The organism is Sphingobacterium sp. Mn56C (genome assembly GCF_049319645.1).
Classification (GTDB): domain Bacteria; phylum Bacteroidota; class Bacteroidia; order Sphingobacteriales; family Sphingobacteriaceae; genus Sphingobacterium.
This window is the reverse complement of the sequence record NZ_JBMOUC010000008.1, coordinates 121,340-141,964: the sequence shown is the minus strand read 5'-3', so window position 1 is coordinate 141,964 and position 20,625 is coordinate 121,340. Positions and strand designations below refer to the sequence as shown.

Sequence of the window (20,625 nt, the reverse complement as noted above, 5' to 3'; positions counted from 1 at the left end):
TCTAAATGGGACTTGATATTTTTTGGACCATATTTTTAGTGGCTGCAAATGGTTTTTTTGTTGCGGCTGAGTTTGCTATCGTCAAGGTTAGGGCCTCGCAGATTGAGCTACAAGCGAAATCTGGCAGTAATGCTGCTAAAATAGCAAAAAATATTACCGAACATTTAGATGGATACCTAGCTGCAACACAGCTAGGTATTACTTTAGCATCCTTAGCTTTAGGCTGGGTGGGCGAAGCTGTAATGACCAACATTGTAGCGAATCTTTTTAACTTTCTGGGTATCGACGCTACCACTTCCATTGCGCGTACCGGAGGTCATGTTTTAGCCTTTAGTGCCATCACCATTATGCACGTGGTATTGGGTGAATTAGCCCCAAAATCTATTGCTATACAGAAGCCGGTTGCTACAACCATGCGTATTGCTATACCGTTGCGTATTTTTTATTATGTCTTTATTCCTTTTATTTGGGTGTTAAACGGCTTAGCTAATTTATTATTGAAGTTAATTGGCATAAAACCGCACCCTAGTGAGGCTTCGCATTCCTCTGAAGAATTGCAGTATCTTTTAGAAAAAGGTAAGGAAACGGGGGCCTTAAATACCAGTGAGCATGAGCTTATAAAAAATGTCTTCGACTTCAATGAGCGTATCGTCAAAAATATTATGGTACCGCGGACAAAAATTGTTGCTGTTGAAGTAGACGATAGTGTGGAAGAGTTTATACGTACTGTTACGGAAGAAGGCTATTCACGAATTCCTATTTACGAGGATAATATTGACCAGATTATCGGTATTGTACATACCAAGGATATTCTCCCTTTAGTAGTAAAGGGTAAGGATGTGGTCCTTAAAAATATTATGCGTAAGCCTTATTTTATTCCAGAAACCAAGAAAATCAATGATTTGATGACCGAGTTTCAACAGAAGCGTATTCAGATTGCCTTTGTATTGGACGAATTTGGTGGTACGGCAGGTATGGTAACCTTAGAAGATATTGTGGAGGAGCTTGTTGGCGAGATCCAAGATGAGTACGATGAGGAAACACCAGTTGTAGAGCGTATCTCCGAAACGGAATATATGGTCGACGCAGGTGCATCTGTTCATGATAGTAACGGCCATCTGCCATTGGAGCTTCCTGAGAGCTCGGATTACGATACCGTAGCAGGCCTTGTAAGCCATGTTTTCGAGAAGATCCCCGACGTGGGCGAGTCTACAGAAGCTTTTGGTTATGTGTTTACCATTATGAAAAAAACACAACAGAATATTGAATTTGTAAAGTTGGATTTGGTGGAAACACCAGATGATAACCAAGAGGATTAATGCAGTTATTTTATACACCCCATATTGAACCGCAGCATACTGCTTTTTTATTAAGTGAAGAGGAGAGTAAACATGCTATCCGCGTATTGCGTCTGCAGGTTGGTGATACGATTCACCTTGTTGATGGTCGTGGTGGGTTGTATAAAACCGAAATTCTGGATGCGCATCCCAAGCGCACCAGTTTAAAGGTATTGCATGTGCAGACCGATTTTGGTAAGGCTTCTGCGGAGTTGCATATGCTGGTAGCACCGACAAAGAATATCGATCGTATAGAGTGGTTTCTGGAGAAAGCTACGGAAATTGGCATGCAAGAGTTTACACCCCTCATCTGTGAGCATTCAGAACGTAAGGAGGTGAAGGTTGAGCGTTTGGAAAAAGTAGCCATAGCGGCCATGAAACAATCCTTAAAGGCGTATTTACCGAAGATAAATCCCGCTATTACCTTTGCCAAATTTATGGCTTCTGCCGAAGCCCAAGCCTCTACCGTACAGAAAGGTATTGCACACTGTGTAGATGCCGAAAAGAACTATATTTCCAATGCTTTTCAACCGGCAGGAAAATATTTACTGTTAATCGGTCCGGAGGGGGATTTTGCGGAGAAGGAGATTAAGGATGCTTTGGCGGCAGGTTTTATACCTTTATCTTTAGGCAATGCCCGGCTAAGAACAGAAACAGCCGCATTAGCAGCTGTTCTGGAGATATCTTTATTAAATCGTTAAGGTATTAATTCAGCTTCAATAATTTGAATTTCTGCATTACCTTTTAAGGGCTCCGGATTAAATTTCATTTTACCTTTTATTTTAATCGGTTCCTCCGTATATTTTATGGCGCCCTTTTTCATGAAAATTTCCACCATAGGAGGTATACCGTTTGATCCACAGAATTGACATTGTGTAACTGGTAATACCGACAGCATAAATGTGCTGTGTGTACGGCCACTGGTCAAGGGTACAATATACCCGGGAAGTTCTACTACTTTATTTTCAAGCTTTTTAAGCTCTGGAGGATAGTGTGGAGTATACACCTTTTTATTACCTTGGGTGCTTACCTTATACATCATCTTATCGATGGTTTCCCAGGTCTGATTCATCATAGGTGTATGGTCCGGAACTTTAAGGTTCGGATAATTATTTATCTGTCCGTAGGAAGTAATAGCCGTAAAGGTTAGGGATAACAGTAAAATTAAGTTCTTCATTTATTTGGATGCTAATATTTTAGATATTGTTGTATGGTATGCTTTAAATGCCGGTATTAATGCCGCGATACTACCTAATGCCAATGCGGCTACAATAAGCAGCAACTCATCTGGATACAGGCTGAACGCTTGTATAAAGTCGGCACTCTGACTTGTCTGTAAGCTGATGTAATACAAAATGGCATGGCCAAAGCATAACCCTATTATACTACCGATCAAGGTAATGGCTATAGCTTCCAAAATAACCAAGGTAAAAAGCTTAGCCTTGGATGCCCCCATAGTACGCATAATAGCCATGTCGTATTGACGGTCTTTCAAAGCATTATATAGACTGATAAATACGCTTAATGCCGCTATTAGCATAATAACATAAGCTAATATTGCCAAAGAATCCAAGCCTACACCCAGCAGTGAAAATATACGAGAGCTCTCTAATGCCGGAGATGCAGCCTGCATTTGTGTACTTTGATTTACCAAGCGTGGTAAGGTGCCAATCGCTGCTGGCGAACTGTATTTTATTAATAAAGCTGTTATTTCAACCCCTTGATCCGCAAGCATCTCCTGTCCGATATTTTTTATCAGCTCTTCCTGTCTGTTTGGGCGTTCCGATACGAACTCCTCCGTAGCATCAATATGATCGGAAGATTGCGATGCTTTAGCTGTTACTTCTTCTTTTGCGGGATGGCTGTGCTCATGGTCATGGTCATGGTCATGATGCTCATGATTAGGGCTATGGCCATGATTTGGATCAGTTTCAGCATGGGCAATGCCGTGGATATCCCAAACACTAGCCAGGTTACACAAGATTAAATTATCTACAACACTGTTGGATGGCTTTATAATGCCCACCACCTTAAAGGGGTGCTCATCGTGTATATGTGCTTCAGCAGATAAGCCATGTGCACTGTGAATTTCATCCCCGATTTTAAGATTATTTTTTCGCGCTACCTCAGTACCGACGACAACTTCAAAGGATTTTTGAAATACCCTACCCTGGTTAAGCTGTAATGCATACAAGGTAAAGAAGGTGCTGTCTGTACCAATAATACGATGGCCTTTAAAGTTATCACCTACAGAAATAGGTACGGCCAATTGTACAAAAGGATTATCGGCAATTTTCATAGCCTCTGCCAAAGGGATGTTCCCAGTAGGGTTATCCACATGGTAAAGGCTGCTCAGAATAAGTTGCATCGGGCTTCCTTTCGCGCCAACAACCAAATCTATATTTTTACTGTTGTTATCTAACTGTTTCTCGAAGGTATCGCCCGTGATATAAATGACCAACAGGATGGCAATACCAAAAGCAGTAAGTAAAATACTTAATAATGTGGCACCCCATTGCTGTGTAATATTTTTCCAAACAAGTTTAAAGATATGCATAGATAAGAGATTAGAGCTGATACGTGTTTTCGAAACTATCTTTTATTCGTTTATCGTGCGTTGCTATTAACAGCGTAGCCTGATAAGCCGATGCGGTATCCAGTAGGAGATCCAATACATGTGCCGTATTGGTATCGTCTAACGAGGCCGTAGGTTCGTCGGCAATAAGGACTTTGGGGCCGTTTATTAAGGCGCGTGCAATGGCGGCGCGCTGTAACTGCCCACGACTTAGCTGCTGTGGGTAGCTTTTGCCTTTATCTGCAAGCTGTAATTTTGTAAGGAGCTCCAGAACCTGCTCTTTATTTTCTTTTTTATGTGCTAATCTTTGCGCTAACTGTATATTTTCTAAAACGGTAAGGCTTTTTAATAAATGCGCCTCCTGAAAAATAAAACCGATATGCTGAGCACGGAAAGCGTCCAGTTTACTTTCTTTGAGCGTATAGATGTCTTCCTTATCAATAAAAACTTTTCCGCTATTGGGTTTAGAAAGACCGCTTAACAGGTGCAGAAGACTTGTTTTCCCTGTTCCTGAGTCGCCCAATAATAGGGTATGCTGCCCTTTTTCAATGGAAATATCCGGGAAATGTAGGGGTGCAGACTGCGGATAGCTGAAAATAAGATTTTGTGAATGTATCATTCAATTACCTTTTACAGATGTGTGGTTCGAAATAAACCCTAAAATTAAGGAAATAACGATGAAATAAAAATCTAATCCATATTAATAAATTCTAATTCTAGTGCCTTTACACTTAAATCTATTTTAATACAAACAGCACAAAAGAACAGTGTACAGGAGCGTATAGCTACATTTTTGGCCATGTTTCAGCGGTGTTCATATAGAATTAACATATAGGTTACAAAATGGTAATAGCGTTCTAATCTATTGTTAATATACCACCTATACTTTTGTGTTAAAATAAAATTAAAAAACTTTGAAAATTAATCTAACCATTAAATCGGCAAGTTTATTATTATTCGGAATAATACTAAATCTAGCAGTTTATGCACAGCAGGGGAGTGGCATTATTGTCGGATCTGTAAAGAATGAAGAGAATACAGAACCTTTGGTGGGGGTATCGATCCGCATCATTGAAAATGCCAAAAAATTAAGCACTAACGTGAGTGGCAATTACACCTTTACAGGTTTAGCATCTGGCAGCTATACCCTTGAATTTAGTTATTTAGGTTTTGCAAAGAAACAAATTGCAGAAGTGGAGGTCGTATCGGGCAAGGTTACTACACTAAATGTTGTACTTTCTAAAGCTGATGGGGAACAGCTTGATGAAGTTGTTATACGGGGCTCTTATAAAAAGGAGTCTATTCATGCGTTGTATGCGCAGCAGAAAAATTCTATAGCTATCTCTGATGGTATATCGGCAGAAATAATTAAAAAATCGCCGGATAGAAATACAGGTGAGGTGCTGAAAAGAATTTCTGGTGCCAGCGTGCAAGACGATAGGTTTATTATCGTTCGCGGACTGAGTGATCGCTACAATACCGCATTAATAAACAATAGTCCGTTGCCAAGTACCGAGCCAGACAGAAAGTCGTTTTCATTTGATATTATTCCTGCTAGTCTTATCGATAATATTGTGGTCAGTAAAACTGCAACAGCGGATTTACCGGGCGATTTTAGTGGGGGCGCTATCCAGGTGAAGACGAAAGATTTTCCAGACCAAAAAACCTTTGAAGTAAGTATCGGTGCTGGCTACAATTCGATATCTACATTTAAAGATTTTTACGGGAGCAAACGCGTTGGACAGAGTTACTTTGGTTTTGTAAATCCAGCGAATAAATTGCCCAATAGTTTTCCGTCATCTGCTGCGGTATATTCCGATTATGATGTAGCCGATAAGGTTGCTGTTACAAAGCAGTTTGCCAATACTTGGGGTGTTTCCAGACTTGGAAAGGCCATGCCATCGCAGAATTTTAATATCGTATATGGGAACTCTTATACCCTAAAAAATACGGCTAAGCTTGGCTTTATTGCCTCTTTAAATTATAGAAACTCGGAGACTATACAAAACCAGCTGCGTAATGATTTTAACTCCATCGATCGTGTTACAGGGCCAGGTCCTCAGTATTTTACGTATAAGGACGACTATTTTACTTTTGCTTCCAATGTAGGGGCACTGGCAAATGTGACCTATATTAAACAGAACTTTAAACTGTCCTGGAAAAATATTTTTAATCAAATCTATGAAGACTCCTACATACGCCGCGAAGGGGAGTTCGATTTACAATATTACCGTAAATCCTCGCAGCAAGAGATAAATCAAAAACGGATGTTCAACTCGGTATTGGAGGGCGACCATGCTTTTGAGAAGTTATGGAATTCTAAATTAAATTGGAATCTATCGTTCAGTAGATTTACAAATGATCAGCCAGATTTAAGGCGTTTAACCTATTCAAAGCGTTTGGAAGATATGAGCGACCCTTCTATTCCATTTGAGGCAAATGTTACTCAATCGCCGACCTCTTCTTCTGCAGGTCGTTTTTACAGCGACTTAAAAGAGAATATCTATGCTGCAGGTGTAAACTATGCTGTTCCTGTACGTTTACTAAATCAAGATCAAACCTTAAAAATTGGTGTCACCAAACAATATAAAGAGCGTAATGTAGATGCGCGTGTTCTGGGCTATGCCTTACGCTCGGATGATGTTAACGAATCTAATCGCATTCGTCGATTAAGCCAGGAGGAGCTTTTTGATCCCAGCAATATTGCTAGAAATACCTTATACATTGAGGATATCACCAATCCAACCAATAAGTATAAGGGGTCGGGCGATTTAAATGCGGGTTATGTTATGTTAACAGGCAAAGTAACGGATCAGTTTAAAGCTACGGTTGGTGCTCGTGTTGAAAATTATCTGGAAAAGTTAACAGCGGGCTCTTATGCAGTGGATAACAATTATGTCGATTTTTTGCCCTCTCTAAACCTTACCTATGAATTGACAGCAAAGACGAATGTAAGAGCTAGTTTTTCGCGTACCGTAGCACGTGCTCAGTTTAGGGAATTAGCACCTTTTTCTTTCTTCAATTTTATAACGGAGACTATGGATATCGGAAACCCTGATTTGAAACGTACGCAAATTTCAAATTTTGATTTGCGCTATGAGATATATCCATCTGCAGGGATGTTGTTTACCGTATCTGCTTTTTATAAAAAGCTCGATAATGCCATAGAAAAGGCTATACAGGCGGGATCTACAGGTGTTAGTAAAACCATTAGTTATATCAATGCTCCACAGGCATCAATTTATGGTGCCGAGTTGGAGCTAAGACAGGATTTTGGCTTTATAAATCCGGATTCCAGAACACTGAAAAATTTGATCTTTAACGCCAATGTTGCCGTTATTAAATCGGAGGTGGACCTTAGCAAAGCTGACGATAAGGTGAAGAGTGTTAACGAAATAAAAAGACCATTGCAAGGGCAGTCACCCTATTTAATAAATGCGGGTCTTCAGTATAGCAGCCCCTGGGATTTGGATTTTAACCTGATGTACAACCGTATTGGGCGTCGTATCGATATCGTAGGCTTCGGGGGCTATACCGACAATAGTTATACCGATTATTTTGCGGAGTACCCCAATATATATGAAGCCCCACGTGATTTGTTTGATGCGCAGGTTTCAAAAAGATTCTTGCGTAAAAAACTAGAGGTTAAAGTTTCAGCAAGCAATATACTGGATAGTAAAAGGCTGTTCTATCAGGATATTAACGACAACAAGAAATACGATAAAGACGATCATCTGATCAACTCGGTACGTTTTGGCAGAAACTTCTCTGTATCGTTGGGTTATAGGTTTTAATCGTTTACCGCAAATGGTTTAGAAAGCATATTAACTATATAATTTAATTATTAAAAACTAAGAAATGAACTTAAAAAGAGCAAGATTTTTCGCACTGACATTTTTCGTAGCTAGTATGGGCCTGGCTTTCACATCGTGCGACAGCAAAAACGATGATCCTATCGTTGCACCAAAACCAAAAGATGAGGTTGTTATTTCGGGTAAGATTACTTCCACCCTCAACTTAGATGCCAGTAAAATTTACGTTTTAAAAGGCTATGTTCAGGTTATGGATGGCGGAGTAATAAATATTCCTGCCGGAACAATTATTAAAGGCGAGAAAACCTCGAAGGCAGCATTAATTGTGGAGCGTGGTGGTAAGATCAATGCTAAAGGTACGGCAACGAACCCTATTGTGTTTACCTCAGATCAAAAAGTAGGTAACCGTAATATTGGTGACTGGTCTGGCATTATTATCTGTGGTAAATCGTTGGTGAATACGGCCAATGGTATTGCACAGTATGAGGGTGGTGCTTTAGGTGCCGATATTGCTAACTATGGTGGTGGTAACTCGCCCGTATTAAATGATAACTCTGGGGAGATGTCTTATGTGCGTATCGAGTTTGCAGGTATTGCCATTGAGAAAGATAAAGAAATCAATGGTTTAACTTTATGTGCGGTGGGTAGTGGAACAAAATTAGATCATATTCAGGTTTCTTATGGTGGTGATGATGGTTTTGAGTTTTTCGGTGGTACGGTAAATGCTTCACACCTTATTGTTTATCGCTCTATCGATGATGATTTTGACTTCGATCAGGGGTACAATGGTCGAATCCAATATGGTATTTCGATTAAAGATCCTAATATTTCGGATGCACAAGGTACTTCCAGAGCTATTGAATTAGAAAATAAAGGTGCAGTAGCAAACGGTAAATATTCACGTCCTGTATTGGCGAACTTTACCTTTATTGGCCCTGGTGCCGAAGGCAACCAATTTCATGGTGCGGGTATCCACTTTGGCTTAAACAGCCGTATGGTTCTTGCTAACTCGGTTATTGTAAACGCTAAAGGTAATGCTGTAGAGTTTAACTCGAACTTCCCTGCGGCAGAACTTCAGGCCGGACGCTCTACATTTGCTAATAATATCGTATTCGGAAACGGAGCGAATTATGGTTTAGTAGGTATGGATAATAGTGCTGTATTTAAAAATGTTGGCGAATTAACCGCATTTGTAAATACATATAACAATAGCGTTGTCGCCACATTGGCCGCTGCTGGATTAATAAATACTTCTTTAGCAACGCCTAACTTATTGTTATCCTCTACTTCTCCTGCTGTTGGTAAAGCGAAGTGGGAGGGTGACGACTTATCTACAGGTTTTGTGAAAGAAACATTTGCCGGTGCTATGGGTACAAACGACTGGACTAAAGGTTGGGCAAACTGGGATCCTAAAAATACGGATTACAGCAAGTAGAAACATTTATTATACCGTAGTAAAATGGAAGGTACCCGCCAATGGTGGGTACCTTTTTTATGTTCTTTTATAGGTAAGTATACTAGCTATTTAGGGGGAGTACTGATAAACAATCTGATAGTTTTCATTTTTATACTTGTCAGCAAGCTCGCCAATAGGCAAATTTTGTGCCTGTGGGGTGGGTTCGCATATGCTATAGAACCTACCGTTATAGGTAATTGCTGTGCCTATGGGTTTATCCAGGGCTACGCCCATGGTAATATGCGTCGGGAATAGAATAGCAACCATAGGAAGGTTATAAATCTCTTTTACCAAATAAAAAAATAAAGCAGCTCTATCGTCACAATCGCTATACGCCTGCATTAAGGTCTGCTCTGGTGCGAGTCGTTTTTCCTTCCCGAAATTTGCATCATCATCTTCATAAAGAAAGGCATAGCGTGTAAAACGCATAAGGTAATCTACCCCATTTTGTGTAGATAGGTTTTTCACGTTATCCTTCAGCACAGGAATTAGGGAATGATAAGTCTCTCGCGTAAGCGGAATATTAAAATAAGTTTCGAAATCTACCCCCGGATAATTGGCAAAAATATTTGTAATCTGATCGTTTACACGTATCGTAAAGTTGTAGACTTTATTATGATACCTGAAATCTATTTTTTTATCCATGTAAGTCTCGCTTTTGAATTCAGGCATATGCGTTATTTTATAACTAAATGCCTGCTGTGCATCGTCGAAATAAACCGGCAATGGCGTATAGGCTGTCGCGTTACTAAACAGTTTGCCATAATCGTGGTAGTTTAAACAGGTGTACTGCTTTCCATCCATCGTAAAAAAGGGGATATCCGAAATATCTTCCTCATTTTTGATGTAAAAAATGAGTTGATCTTTGCCTACAGCCAACCGTGCATCATAGCCCGATTTATTCATATAATACCACTTGTATAGGGTATAGTGTTTGTAATTCTTATGCTTCGGACTGATAACTTCGGCCACTCTGCGCACCAATTGGTAATACAACCAGTCGTTCAGATTTTCCGATTCTTTATAGGCCAATAAATTTTGGACCAGTTGCTGCTGATGCTGTGTGTTAAGTTGATCGTAGATTTTACGTAAGCCCTCCGCGTTCGATAAGGTATCCGGTAACAAGGAAAGGTCTGCTGGGGTCTCGAATACAAAAGGTGTTTTAAAGAAATCAATTTTCGTTACCGTTTGTGCCAACAACAGGGTATGACAGCCTATAAATAGGCTGCAGATTAAAAACCATATATGCTTTACGCTACGCATGTGTTAACAAAAAAACTAACGTTAAATTTACATAAATATAATACCATTTTAACAGCTAAAATGTTGATTTTTTGTAAGTTTTAATCCGCATGTGTAGAAATTAGGCATAGGTCCGGTAGGCAAGGGATATTTATAGCGCTATTTATTTCAAGTTCCACACCTGCGGGCTGCTATTTTCTTTTTGGGGTAGATAAGCAAAAACAGTATCTTTGTAGTAATGGATAATTTCATTGTCTCCGCACGTAAATATCGCCCTGTAACCTTCGATTCTGTCGTTGGTCAGCAGCATATTACCAGTACACTTAAGAATGCCATTCATAATCAGCAATTAGCGCAAGCCTTTCTGTTTTGTGGTCCTCGAGGTGTAGGAAAAACCACCTGTGCACGTATTTTGGCGAAGACCATTAACTGCGAAAATATTACAGCCCAAAGTGAGGCCTGTGGTGTTTGTGATAGCTGTGTGTCGTTTCAGGCGGGTACGTCTTTTAGTATCCATGAGCTGGATGCGGCTTCGAATAATTCGGTGGATGATATCCGCAGCCTTATCGAGCAGGTCCGTATTCCACCACAAACGGGTAGGTATAAGATTTATATTATTGACGAGGTGCATATGCTGTCGCAGGCGGCCTTTAATGCATTTTTAAAGACCTTGGAAGAACCGCCTTCCTACGCTATATTTATTCTAGCTACGACAGAGAAACATAAGATTTTACCTACGATACTATCGCGTTGTCAGATTTTTGATTTCAACCGTATCCGGGTGGCAGATATGTCTACGCATTTGGCAGGTATAGCCGAAAAAGAAGGTATAAGTTTTGAGGTCGATGGTTTACATGTTATTGCACAAAAAGCCGATGGCGGACTGCGTGATGCCTTATCCATGTTTGATCAGATTACGAGCTTCTCCAATCGGCAGGTAAGCTACCAAGCTGTAATCGATAACCTTAATATTCTAGATTACGATTATTACTTTCAGTTATTGACGGCCATAGCGGCAGAAGATGCGGCCGAAGCTTTGCTGATATTAGACCAGGTGTTAAACCGCGGGTTTGATGGGGGGCATTTTATTGCAGGTTTATCCAACCACTTACGAAATCTCTTGGTGACGAAGGAACCTAAAACCTTAAAATTGCTGGAGGTAAGTGACAATATTAAGAAAAGATACCATGAGCAATCGGCGCAATTAAGCACAGGATTACTGCTTTCAGCGTTGAATATTGCAAACCAATGTGAAATTGGTTATAAAACCAGTAAAAATCAACGATTGCAGGTCGAACTGGCTTTATTGAAGATGTGCCATTTATCTACCGCCATACAATTGGGTGTAAATGGGATACCAACTGCTGCAGTTGATGTAAAAAAAAAACGCCCTGATTCTGTAATACCGGCTTCAATTACAGCCGCAACGGCAGTTGCTGTAAATGAAACTGTTGGGGTAAAGACAGTAAGTTCAGCTGCCGTACCCAGCTCAAGCGGTACCCCGGTACCACATCCACCCGTTGCGGCATCCGCAAGCCCTAATAAGCCAACAGCAGCGAAAAAAAGCTTTACCTCCGGAAAAGGATGGGGGAGTGTGAAAACTTCGGTAGCCTTACCAAGCCTAGAGACGGTATTCCAGGAGAAGGAGAAGGTTGCTGAAGCGGAGAACGACCTGGTGCAAGGGAACGTTTTTAATGAGGTTACATTCGCCAATTTCATGGAAAAATGGAATACCTTAGCCGAAAAAATGAAGGCTGAAAACCGAATTACCATTTATACCATTATGACGGCCAATGCACCGCGTTTAAACGGAACAACCATTGAAATTGATGTGGAGAATATGGTGCAGAGTGACCAGCTTAAAGAGGGGAAAATAGATTTATTAAACTACCTCCGTGTAGCCTTACAGAATTTCTCTTTGGATATACAAACCAAACAAATTGAACAAACGGTAAGCCGTAGGCCGTATACCGCACAGGAGAAGTACCAAGTTATGGCGGCCAAGAACCCTGCGCTAGAGACCTTACGAAAAACATTTAATTTAGGGCTATCTTAATATAAAGCCTTTTCGTCCATACCTAAAAAAGGATGCAAATATTTGCATCCTTTTTTAGGTATGGACGTATTCAATAGGGTTATTTATTCCTTTGACGGATGGCTTCGTAGATCACGACTCCAGCAGAAACGGAAACATTTAAAGATCCGATTTCACCAAACATAGGAATTTTTGCTAGCTTATCTGAAATACGGATTAAATCATCGGATACGCCAACATCTTCGGCCCCCATAATTATACAGGTAGGTACCGTATAATCGACCTCATAAACCGAGTCTTTTGTTTTTTCTGTACTTACAACCAACTGCACCCCTGAGTCGATAAGAAAACGACCTACTTTACCTAAATTATCTTCGCGGCATACTGGAATTTTGTACAAGGCACCGGCAGATGTTTTAATAGCATCTGGATTGATCTCTGCCGATCCGCGCTTGGGAACAATAATAGCATGTACACCTGCACATTCGGCAGTACGTGCAATAGCCCCCATATTACGTACGTCAGTAACACCATCCAACATTAGTAAAAGTGGCGTTTCACCTTTCTCATAAATGGTTGGCAGGATATCTTCAACACGTTCGTATGTAATTGGCGAGATTACTGCGATCACACCCTGGTGGTTTTTGCGTGTAATGCGGTTAAGCTTTTCAATAGGAACCTGCTGTGAAGCGATATTATGTTCTTTGATTAAATTTTTTAACTCTAATAACAAACTTCCGCTGATTCCACGTTGTATAAATAGAGACTCAATCTCTTTTCCGGCATCAATAGCTTCAATAACGGCACGTATACCGAAAACCATCTGATTTGTTTCTCTCTTTTCTCCTCTGTCCCTACGTTGGAAGTTGTTTTGTTGCATAATATGATATACTTACTATAATTTTAAAAATAATGCCCCAAAGATAGGAAAGATAATTTGGTAATCGCTTAATTAGAATAGTTTTGGTATTCAAATATTTCGAGGTTAAAGAATTTCGTGGTCGCAAAAAGATGATCAAAAATATCAGCCATAATACTTTCATATTTTACCCAGTTGGTATCGTTGGTAAACATATACAATTCCAAAGGAAGCCCTTTTTCTGTTGGAGCCAACTGGCGTACCATTAAGGTCATTTCTTTATGGATATTAGGGTTTTGATTTATGTAGGCTGTGACATACGCCCTGAATAAACCAATATTGGTCATTTTTCTGCCGTTTACAGGCATATTCTGATCCGCCTTGGTATTTTCGTTGTGCGCAGCAATTTCTTCTTTACGTGTTTCGATGTATTCCTTTAATAACTGTATCTGACTAAGTGTACTAATCTCCTCTTCGGTCAGGAAGTGAATAGACGACATGCGTATATTTATAGCACGTTTTATTCTACGGCCACCTGAGGCCTGCATACCGCGCCAATTTTTAAATGAATCCGACAGCAGCTGGTGGGTGGGGATGGTGGTAATGGTTTTATCAAAATTCTGAATTTTAATATTGTTGAGGTTAATCTCTATTACCGTTCCATCGGCGTCATATTTGGTCATTTCTATCCAGTCGCCAACCCGTATAGAATCATTTGTAGACACCTGAACACTGGCTACAAATCCAAGGATAGTATCTTTAAACACCAACATTAAAATGGCAGAGGCGGCACCCAAGGAGGCTAAAAACGCCCAGGGTGAATTTCCGGTTAATATGGAAAATACCACTGTTCCACCTATTAACAATAAAAAGATCTCCAGCACCTGCAAGTACGAGTTTAAGGGTTTGTCTGCAAATCCAGGTTTGGTACGTAAAATATCGCGTGTTGTTCTTAACAATGATTTGATAATCATAATTAAGGTAATCAGCATCAAAATATCGACACCGGTTATTAAGACCTTCGTGAGCTGTGGGAAACCCATAAATACAATAGGAATCAGAAATTTGGTGATTGATAAGGGAATATAGCGACCCACATAGGTTAAGGTTCTGTTCGCAATAATAAAATCGTCCAAATTTGTCTTCGATACCCGTATTAATTTATGGGCACCTTTTATGAGCACTCGGTTAGTAAACCAGTCTACCAGAAATAAAACCAGGAGAAGCGCAAACAACCAAATAATGGCATTTACAACATGCAGGTACTCGTCGGAAAGATTAAGTTGACGGAGCCACTTTAAAGTGGTATTATAAAGTTTATGATTAGAAGTATTGGTAAGTTTTTCGAGAACGGCTTGTGATGTATTGGATAAATTCATCTCACTAATATAACAAAAAGCAGGCTTTTCTCCAAGAAATCCTGCTTTTTTAGGTTAAACAACCTGAAATATTGGCTAAAAAAAGATTTTTTAAGCGTTATAAATCTCGTTATAGTTCTTGAAATATTTCTCAATAATCTTCTTGCGTTTCATTTTTAAGGTTGGCGTAAGTTCGCCCCCTTCGATGGTAAATTCATTGGGAATAATGGCGAACTTTTTAATTTGTTCCCATTGGCCAAATTTGCTGTTGATATGTAGAATTTCGCTTTTTATCATCTCATGGACCTTAGCACTTCGCATAAAGGCTTCGCGCGAGCGTTTTGAAAGTTCAATATCGTTTATTTTTGCCCATTCAAAGAGATTGGAGTAGGAGGGTACCACAAGTGCTGCCGGGAATTTTTGCCCCTCGCCGATGACCATAAACTGCTCGATAAAAGGAGATTCCACCATTTTGGATTCTATGGCCTGTGGAACTACATACTTTCCTCCCGATGTTTTAAACATTTCTTTTTTACGGTCTATAATTTTCAGGAACTTCCCATTAACCCATTCTCCAATATCTCCGGTATGCAGCCAACCGTCTTTGATGACCTCCGCTGTAGCCTCCGGGTTTTTATAATATCCCTTCATAATATTATCACCTTTCGCTAATATTTCCCCATCATCAGCAAGTTTTATCGTGATATTTAGCAACGGCACACCGACGGTTCCCAGGGTTATTCCTCGCTTTAGGTCGTTCACCGATAAACATGGGCTCGCTTCTGTAAGCCCATAACCTTCAAAAATGGGGATACCAGCAGCAAGATAAACCCGCAACAGCCTTTCCTGTAAGGCGGCGCTACCCGATGCTATGCCTACCACCTCGCCACCAAGAGCAGCATGCCATTTGGAGAAAATAAGTTTTCGCGCTAGGTATAGCTGCATATTGTATGCTTGAGACCGATTTTCCAAGGAATACCGCTCGCCTAAGGCAATGGCCCAAAAGAAAAGCCTGCGTTTTATGCCCGTAAGGTCTTTTCCAGTATTTATAATTTTATCATAAACCTTCTCTAAGACACGCGGTACCGCGGAGAAGATATGAGGCTTTACTTCTTTCATATCCAATCCTATCGTATCCATAGATTGCGCAAAATAAATGGTTAAACCCATATACATATACACATAATGGAAAACACGCTCGTAGGCATGGCAGGCCGGCAAAAAAGAGAGTGCGCGCTGGTAAGCTTGTACTGGAAATGAATACGTACTACTCATGACATCGGCCAGCAGGTTCTTATGCGTAAGCATGACCCCTTTTGGGTTTCCTGTCGTGCCGGATGTATAAATTAGCGTAGCCAGATCTTCGGGTAATATGGTAGATCGTAGATGGATCAAAAGGTCTTGTGCAATAGCTGCAGCCTGGCTATGGATCTGTTTCCAGTTTGGGTATGTTGCATGATTATCCAACATAAAAACGGTTTCCAGTTGGGGGATAGCAGGTCGAAGGTTCGTAATACGTTCGTACAACTGCTGCGAAGAAACCACGGCTATTTTTATCTCCGCATGGTTAAAAATATACTTGTAATCGCTATCGGAAATATTAGGGTATATGGCAACAACCACTGCACCGACTTGCTGAATAGCGAAATCCAACATATTCCATTCCACTCTATTTTCAGATACCAGACCAACTTTATCATATGGTTTTACACCTAATGCAATTAACCCCCGGGAGATAATATCTATCTGATCTATAAAATCTTTACTAGAAGTAAGCTGCCATTGTCCGCCAATTTTATTCCCAAACATGGGTAATGTCGGAAAATGCGCTAGTTGATGCGGTGCAAGGTCAAATACACGTGTCGGCTTATTATTCATTTCTACCCTAAAAATTATAAAAGAATCTCCTATACTATAACATACTTTCGCTAGCTATAGCCATAAGCAGCAGAAGGTGTCCTTTGGAGGACACCTTCTGACAAATTTACGGAATATCTTGCAGATTAATACCTGTTTTTAGACTCCCGGCGTTTTCCAGAGAAATCACGGAAACCACCGCCGCTGTTACTGCGACCTCTGTCTCCAGCACCTCTTCTTTCGCCAGAACCGCTACGGCTTCTGCCATTGCGATCACCACCACGGAAACCACCTCCGCTTCTGCCGCCACGGTCAGAACGACCCTCGCCAGAAACTTCAATACGCACCTGACGGCCGTTGAAATCTATAGATTTAAATCCTTCGAATACCTTCTCTACCTCAGCATCTTGAACTTCAAAGAACGTAAATACACCCTTTAAGTCAATTTTACCGATAGATTTACCCGATACCTTAGCGGTATTACAGATATAACCCAACATTTCACCTCTGTTGAATTCGTCTACCGAGCCCAGGTTGATAAATAAACGAGTATAACCATTAGAGCTTGCGCGGTCGCCTCTTCTATCGCCACGCTCACCACGTTCACCACCACGGATATCACGCGCTTCGATATTTAAATCCGGAGCATTCTTATAATAATCTAAGAAACGGTTAAATTCTAATGAAGCAAAACGTTTGATGATTTCTTCTTTCGATAAATCTTCTAGAGAGCTGTTAATTGCAGGTAAGAAAGGCGTAATTTGCTCCTCGTTTACTTCTACATTATGTAGCTTGTCGACGATAGAAAACAACTGTTTCTCACAAACTTCCGTTCCCTGTGGAACTTGTTTTTTCTCGAAAGGTTTACCGATAATTTTTTCGATATGACGAATTTTGCTCATCTCTTTGATATTAATCAACGAGATGGATATCCCCGTTTTACCAGCACGAGCAGTACGGCCAGAACGGTGGGTATAGTTTTCAACTTCATCTGGAAGAGAGAAGTTGATCACGTGCGTAACATCATTCACGTCGATACCACGTGCAGCGACATCGGTAGCAATTAACAGCTGCAAGTTACGCTCACGGTAACGTTTCATTACCTTATCACGTTGTTGCTGCGAAAGGTCACCATGCAAAGAATCTGCATTGTAGCCGTCCCGAATTAATGCCTCTGCAATTTCTTGTGTTTCAATTTTTGTACGGCAGAAAACAATACCAAAAATATCAGGATAGAAATCCACTATGCGCTTAAACGCCGCGTATTTATCCTTCGCTCTAATGAGGTAATACTGGTGCTCAATATTAGCATTACCTGTATTTTTTGTACCTACAGTAAGTTCAAATGGATTGGTCATATAGTTTTGCGCTATACGACGTACTTCTTTAGGCATTGTTGCCGAGAACAACCAAGTTTTTTTATCATCTGGAGTTTCCGATAAGATATTGTTGATATCTTCCTGGAATCCCATGTTCAACATTTCGTCGGCTTCATCTAACACCACGTATTTTACGCTAGAGAAATCAATCGCATTACGGTTGATAATATCTAACATACGGCCTGGCGTAGCGACAACGATTTGTACTCCACGACGGATCTGACGTAATTGATCAGAAATATTTGCACCGCCATAAACGGCAACTACATGTACATCGTCGATGTATTTAGCAAATTTTTCTAAGTCTTTCGCAATTTGTAAACAAAGTTCACGTGTTGGGCATAATATTAGAGCTTGTGGGTGCTTTTGTGTAAAGTCAAGTTGTTCTAATAATGGAAGACCAAATGCCGCTGTCTTCCCTGTACCGGTTTGGGCTAATCCGACAAAATCGTCGTTACCAGTCAATAACACAGGAATGGCTTTTTCCTGAATAGGAGAAGGTTTTTCGAAACCTAACTCTGAGATGGCATTAACAACCTCATGACGGATTCCCAGTTCTAAAAATGGGTTCATGAAATAAATTATACAATAGGCTATATTGCCTAAGGCGGTGCAAAGGTATATTATTTTTTTGTATTATTATAATTTGGCTAAGGTATAATTACATAATTATGAGAATCGGTAGCGATTATTCTACTAAATCGTGTTAATAACTTCTTTTTCTTGACTTTTAATGCGAATACCGGATATTTTTAGAAGGAATAATTTTGCGCATATTACCCGATAACAGCGGGTGAAGAATTGGTGGTAAACCTTCTATGGCCCTCCGTATTTAATGCATATGCGGCACCATTTAGGGGCATTAATTTTTAAGGACATGCGTTAATGTTACAAAAAATAAAAGCCGCAGCGTTGTGGAAAAATGCCATATATTTTGTTTTCCACAACTTAAATACACAGCTGTGGTATCGGGAATTAGAGCCTTTTAGCATGGCTTTATTGTTTTAGAATTTATTAATCCTAGTTTTTAGGTATACATTAGCGGCAATCCTGCCGTGCCGTTCAGGGTACGCTTATCCCTAAAATTTGAATTTCAGCTACAAAAAGAAGGCTTATTGCCTTAAAAAAATAACCTATTATGTTGATTATGTTCATATTTTTTTTAGGTTTGGGTAAAGAAAAATAGAATCTAAATTATGTGGTATAAAAAATCTATAGCGAAATTAGTCGCTGAAGCCGAGCAAAGCGGTGCAGGTACATTAAAACGAACCTTATCCAGTACTGGATTAATAGCCTTGGGGATAGGTGCTATCATTGGTGCTGGTTTATTTTCGCTAACAGGAATCGCTGCTGCCGAAAATGCGGGTCCTGCCGTGATGTTGTCGTTTATTATTGCAGCCGTTGGTTGTGCATTTGCGGGTCTTTGTTATGCAGAGTTTGCTTCCATGATTCCGGTAGCAGGTTCCGCATATACCTATTCATATGCAACCATGGGCGAGTTTATGGCCTGGATCATTGGCTGGGATTTGGTTTTAGAGTATGCGCTTGCTGCTGCAACAGTGGGGGCAAGTTGGTCGCAATATTTTAATGAATTGCTCAAAATTTTTGGTACAAGTCTGCCCAATGAGTTGCTATATTCCCCATGGGTGGAGCACCATTTGTCGGACGGTACAACCTTTAGTGGTGGTATTGTAAACCTTCCTGCTATCGTTATTGTTTGTTTATTATCGCTATTGTTAATCCGTGGAACGCAAGAGTCTTCTTTTGTAAACAATATCCTGGTTATTATGAAAATATTTGTTGTTCTTTTGTTTATAGCATTAGGATGGCAGTTTATCAATCCAGCGAACCATACGCCTTTTATTCCTGTAAACGAAGGTGAAGCTTTATTAAAGGAGGGTAAAATCGGGTTCTTCGATTTCTTTAAGGATGGCTATTTTGGGCATTTTGGTATATCTGGGGTGTTACGTGCTGCAGGGGTATTGTTCTTCGCCTTTGTAGGTTTCGATGCGGTTAGTACGGCAGCACAGGAGGCTAAAAATCCGAAGAAAGGCATGCCTATTGGTATTATAGGCTCCTTAATTATATGTACCATTTTGTATGTACTGTTTTCATATGTAATGACAGGGTTAGCAAATTACACGGAATTTAAAGGTGATGCTAAACCGGTGGCTACGGCTTTCGAGCGTACAGGTTACCATTTCCTAAATACAGCGATGATAGTAACAATTATTGCGGGGTATACATCGGTTATTTTGGTGATGCTTTTAGGCCAGAGCCGTGTGTTTTATTCGATGAGTAAAGATGGTTTGCTTCCTAAGGTATTTTCAGAATTGGGTAAAAATCAGACGCCATGGAAAACAAATGTTATCTTCATGGTCTTTGTCAGTATTTTCGCAGGTTTTGTACCCGTTGCAGAGTTAGGACATATGGTGAGTATTGGAACCTTGTTTGCCTTTACCTTAGTATGTATCGGTATCATGGTATTACGTAAACGCGACCCACATGCAGAGCGTCCATTTAAGACACCTTTTGTGCCTTTAATACCAATTTTAGGCATTATTGTTTGTGTATTAATGATGGCATCATTGCCGTTGGAAAGCTGGGAGCGATTAGGAATTTGGATGTTAATAGGTGTTGTTGTTTACTTCGTGTATGGTAAGAAAAACTCCAAACTCAGAAAAGAACATGAGAATTTAAACCAGTAAGGACCTG

General features: G+C 40.2%; 14 protein-coding genes. 6 read left to right on the top strand and 8 right to left on the bottom strand.

The annotated features are described in order from the left end of the window. Window positions 1-5: 5 nt before the first annotated feature. Both ACL9RF_RS16395 and ACL9RF_RS16390 read left to right on the top strand, forming a co-directional pair. The gene (locus tag ACL9RF_RS16395) at window positions 6-1,319 is read left to right on the top strand and encodes a hemolysin family protein (protein ID WP_422801720.1); all 1,314 of its coding nucleotides are present in this window, start codon (window positions 6-8) and stop codon (window positions 1,317-1,319) included. Then, window positions 1,319-2,038, top strand: a complete 720-nt coding sequence (locus ACL9RF_RS16390; protein ID WP_422801719.1) for a 16S rRNA (uracil(1498)-N(3))-methyltransferase — start codon at window positions 1,319-1,321, stop codon at window positions 2,036-2,038. Before ACL9RF_RS16395 ends, ACL9RF_RS16390 begins: the two co-directional genes overlap by 1 nt. Here the strand turns inward: ACL9RF_RS16390 and ACL9RF_RS16385 are convergent. The 3 genes from ACL9RF_RS16385 to ACL9RF_RS16375 are packed head-to-tail and all read right to left on the bottom strand — an operon-like array spanning window position 2,035 to window position 4,531. Next, window positions 2,035-2,514 (bottom strand): hypothetical protein, encoded by a 480-nt coding sequence (locus tag ACL9RF_RS16385; RefSeq protein WP_422801718.1) that lies wholly within the window; start codon window positions 2,512-2,514, stop codon window positions 2,035-2,037. The genes ACL9RF_RS16390 and ACL9RF_RS16385 overlap by 4 nt on opposite strands. Continuing rightward, on the bottom strand, window positions 2,515-3,894 hold the full coding sequence (locus tag ACL9RF_RS16380) for an ABC transporter permease (protein WP_422801717.1): 1,380 nt from the start codon (window positions 3,892-3,894) through the stop codon (window positions 2,515-2,517). A 10-nt stretch (window positions 3,895-3,904) separates the two neighbouring features. Next, window positions 3,905-4,531 carry an ABC transporter ATP-binding protein gene (locus ACL9RF_RS16375; RefSeq protein ID WP_422801716.1) on the bottom strand — a complete coding sequence of 209 codons (627 nt, stop codon included), beginning with the start codon at window positions 4,529-4,531 and terminating at the stop codon, window positions 3,905-3,907. Between the two features lie 295 nt (window positions 4,532-4,826). Here ACL9RF_RS16375 and ACL9RF_RS16370 point away from each other — a divergent pair, with 295 nt between their 5' ends. Continuing rightward, complete coding sequence (locus ACL9RF_RS16370; protein WP_422801715.1) at window positions 4,827-7,706, top strand: TonB-dependent receptor domain-containing protein; 2,880 nt, start codon at window positions 4,827-4,829, stop codon at window positions 7,704-7,706. 64 nt (window positions 7,707-7,770) lie between these two features. Next, the gene (locus tag ACL9RF_RS16365; protein ID WP_422801714.1) at window positions 7,771-9,159 is read left to right on the top strand and encodes a hypothetical protein; all 1,389 of its coding nucleotides are present in this window, start codon (window positions 7,771-7,773) and stop codon (window positions 9,157-9,159) included. A 90-nt stretch (window positions 9,160-9,249) separates the two neighbouring features. Here ACL9RF_RS16365 and ACL9RF_RS16360 read toward each other — a convergent pair whose 3' ends face one another. Further along, window positions 9,250-10,443 (bottom strand): hypothetical protein, encoded by a 1,194-nt coding sequence (locus ACL9RF_RS16360; RefSeq protein WP_422801713.1) that lies wholly within the window; start codon window positions 10,441-10,443, stop codon window positions 9,250-9,252. Between the two features lie 217 nt (window positions 10,444-10,660). Here ACL9RF_RS16360 and ACL9RF_RS16355 point away from each other — a divergent pair, with 217 nt between their 5' ends. Beyond that, window positions 10,661-12,478 carry a DNA polymerase III subunit gamma/tau gene (locus ACL9RF_RS16355; protein ID WP_422801712.1) on the top strand — a complete coding sequence of 606 codons (1,818 nt, stop codon included), beginning with the start codon at window positions 10,661-10,663 and terminating at the stop codon, window positions 12,476-12,478. Window positions 12,479-12,557: 79 nt separating this feature from the next. On the opposite strand, the gene rlmB is transcribed toward ACL9RF_RS16355, so the two are convergent. The 4 genes from rlmB to ACL9RF_RS16335 form a co-directional block, all read right to left on the bottom strand. Then, window positions 12,558-13,337: a 23S rRNA (guanosine(2251)-2'-O)-methyltransferase RlmB gene (gene rlmB, locus ACL9RF_RS16350; RefSeq protein WP_422801711.1), complete on the bottom strand. Its 780-nt coding sequence runs from the start codon at window positions 13,335-13,337 to the stop codon at window positions 12,558-12,560. Between the two features lie 68 nt (window positions 13,338-13,405). Beyond that, window positions 13,406-14,695, bottom strand: coding sequence for a mechanosensitive ion channel family protein (locus ACL9RF_RS16345; protein ID WP_422801710.1), 1,290 nt, complete (start codon window positions 14,693-14,695; stop codon window positions 13,406-13,408). Window positions 14,696-14,785: 90 nt separating this feature from the next. Further along, the gene (locus ACL9RF_RS16340) at window positions 14,786-16,552 is read right to left on the bottom strand and encodes an AMP-dependent synthetase/ligase (RefSeq protein ID WP_422801709.1); all 1,767 of its coding nucleotides are present in this window, start codon (window positions 16,550-16,552) and stop codon (window positions 14,786-14,788) included. Window positions 16,553-16,677: 125 nt separating this feature from the next. After that, window positions 16,678-18,483, bottom strand: a complete 1,806-nt coding sequence (locus ACL9RF_RS16335; protein WP_422801708.1) for a DEAD/DEAH box helicase — start codon at window positions 18,481-18,483, stop codon at window positions 16,678-16,680. A gap of 623 nt (window positions 18,484-19,106) precedes the next feature. Between ACL9RF_RS16335 and ACL9RF_RS16330 the strand changes: the two genes are divergently transcribed. Continuing rightward, the gene (locus ACL9RF_RS16330; RefSeq protein WP_422801707.1) at window positions 19,107-20,618 is read left to right on the top strand and encodes an amino acid permease; all 1,512 of its coding nucleotides are present in this window, start codon (window positions 19,107-19,109) and stop codon (window positions 20,616-20,618) included. Window positions 20,619-20,625 lie beyond the last annotated feature (7 nt).

Bases quoted from the DNA above. Each gene is read 5' to 3' on its own strand.
- ACL9RF_RS16390 (WP_422801719.1), top strand. From the start codon at position 1,319: ATGCAGTTATTTTATACACCCCATATTGAACCGCAGCATACTGCTTTT.
- ACL9RF_RS16330 (WP_422801707.1), top strand. From the start codon at position 19,107: ATGTGGTATAAAAAATCTATAGCGAAATTAGTCGCTGAAGCCGAGCAA.
- rlmB (WP_422801711.1), bottom strand. From the start codon at position 13,337: ATGCAACAAAACAACTTCCAACGTAGGGACAGAGGAGAAAAGAGAGAA.
- ACL9RF_RS16375 (WP_422801716.1), bottom strand. From the start codon at position 4,531: ATGATACATTCACAAAATCTTATTTTCAGCTATCCGCAGTCTGCACCC.
- ACL9RF_RS16395 (WP_422801720.1), top strand. From the start codon at position 6: ATGGGACTTGATATTTTTTGGACCATATTTTTAGTGGCTGCAAATGGT.
- ACL9RF_RS16380 (WP_422801717.1), bottom strand. From the start codon at position 3,894: ATGCATATCTTTAAACTTGTTTGGAAAAATATTACACAGCAATGGGGT.
- ACL9RF_RS16360 (WP_422801713.1), bottom strand. From the start codon at position 10,443: ATGCGTAGCGTAAAGCATATATGGTTTTTAATCTGCAGCCTATTTATA.
- ACL9RF_RS16340 (WP_422801709.1), bottom strand. From the start codon at position 16,552: ATGAATAATAAGCCGACACGTGTATTTGACCTTGCACCGCATCAACTA.
- ACL9RF_RS16385 (WP_422801718.1), bottom strand. From the start codon at position 2,514: ATGAAGAACTTAATTTTACTGTTATCCCTAACCTTTACGGCTATTACT.
- ACL9RF_RS16345 (WP_422801710.1), bottom strand. From the start codon at position 14,695: ATGAATTTATCCAATACATCACAAGCCGTTCTCGAAAAACTTACCAAT.
- ACL9RF_RS16355 (WP_422801712.1), top strand. From the start codon at position 10,661: ATGGATAATTTCATTGTCTCCGCACGTAAATATCGCCCTGTAACCTTC.
- ACL9RF_RS16365 (WP_422801714.1), top strand. From the start codon at position 7,771: ATGAACTTAAAAAGAGCAAGATTTTTCGCACTGACATTTTTCGTAGCT.
- ACL9RF_RS16335 (WP_422801708.1), bottom strand. From the start codon at position 18,483: ATGAACCCATTTTTAGAACTGGGAATCCGTCATGAGGTTGTTAATGCC.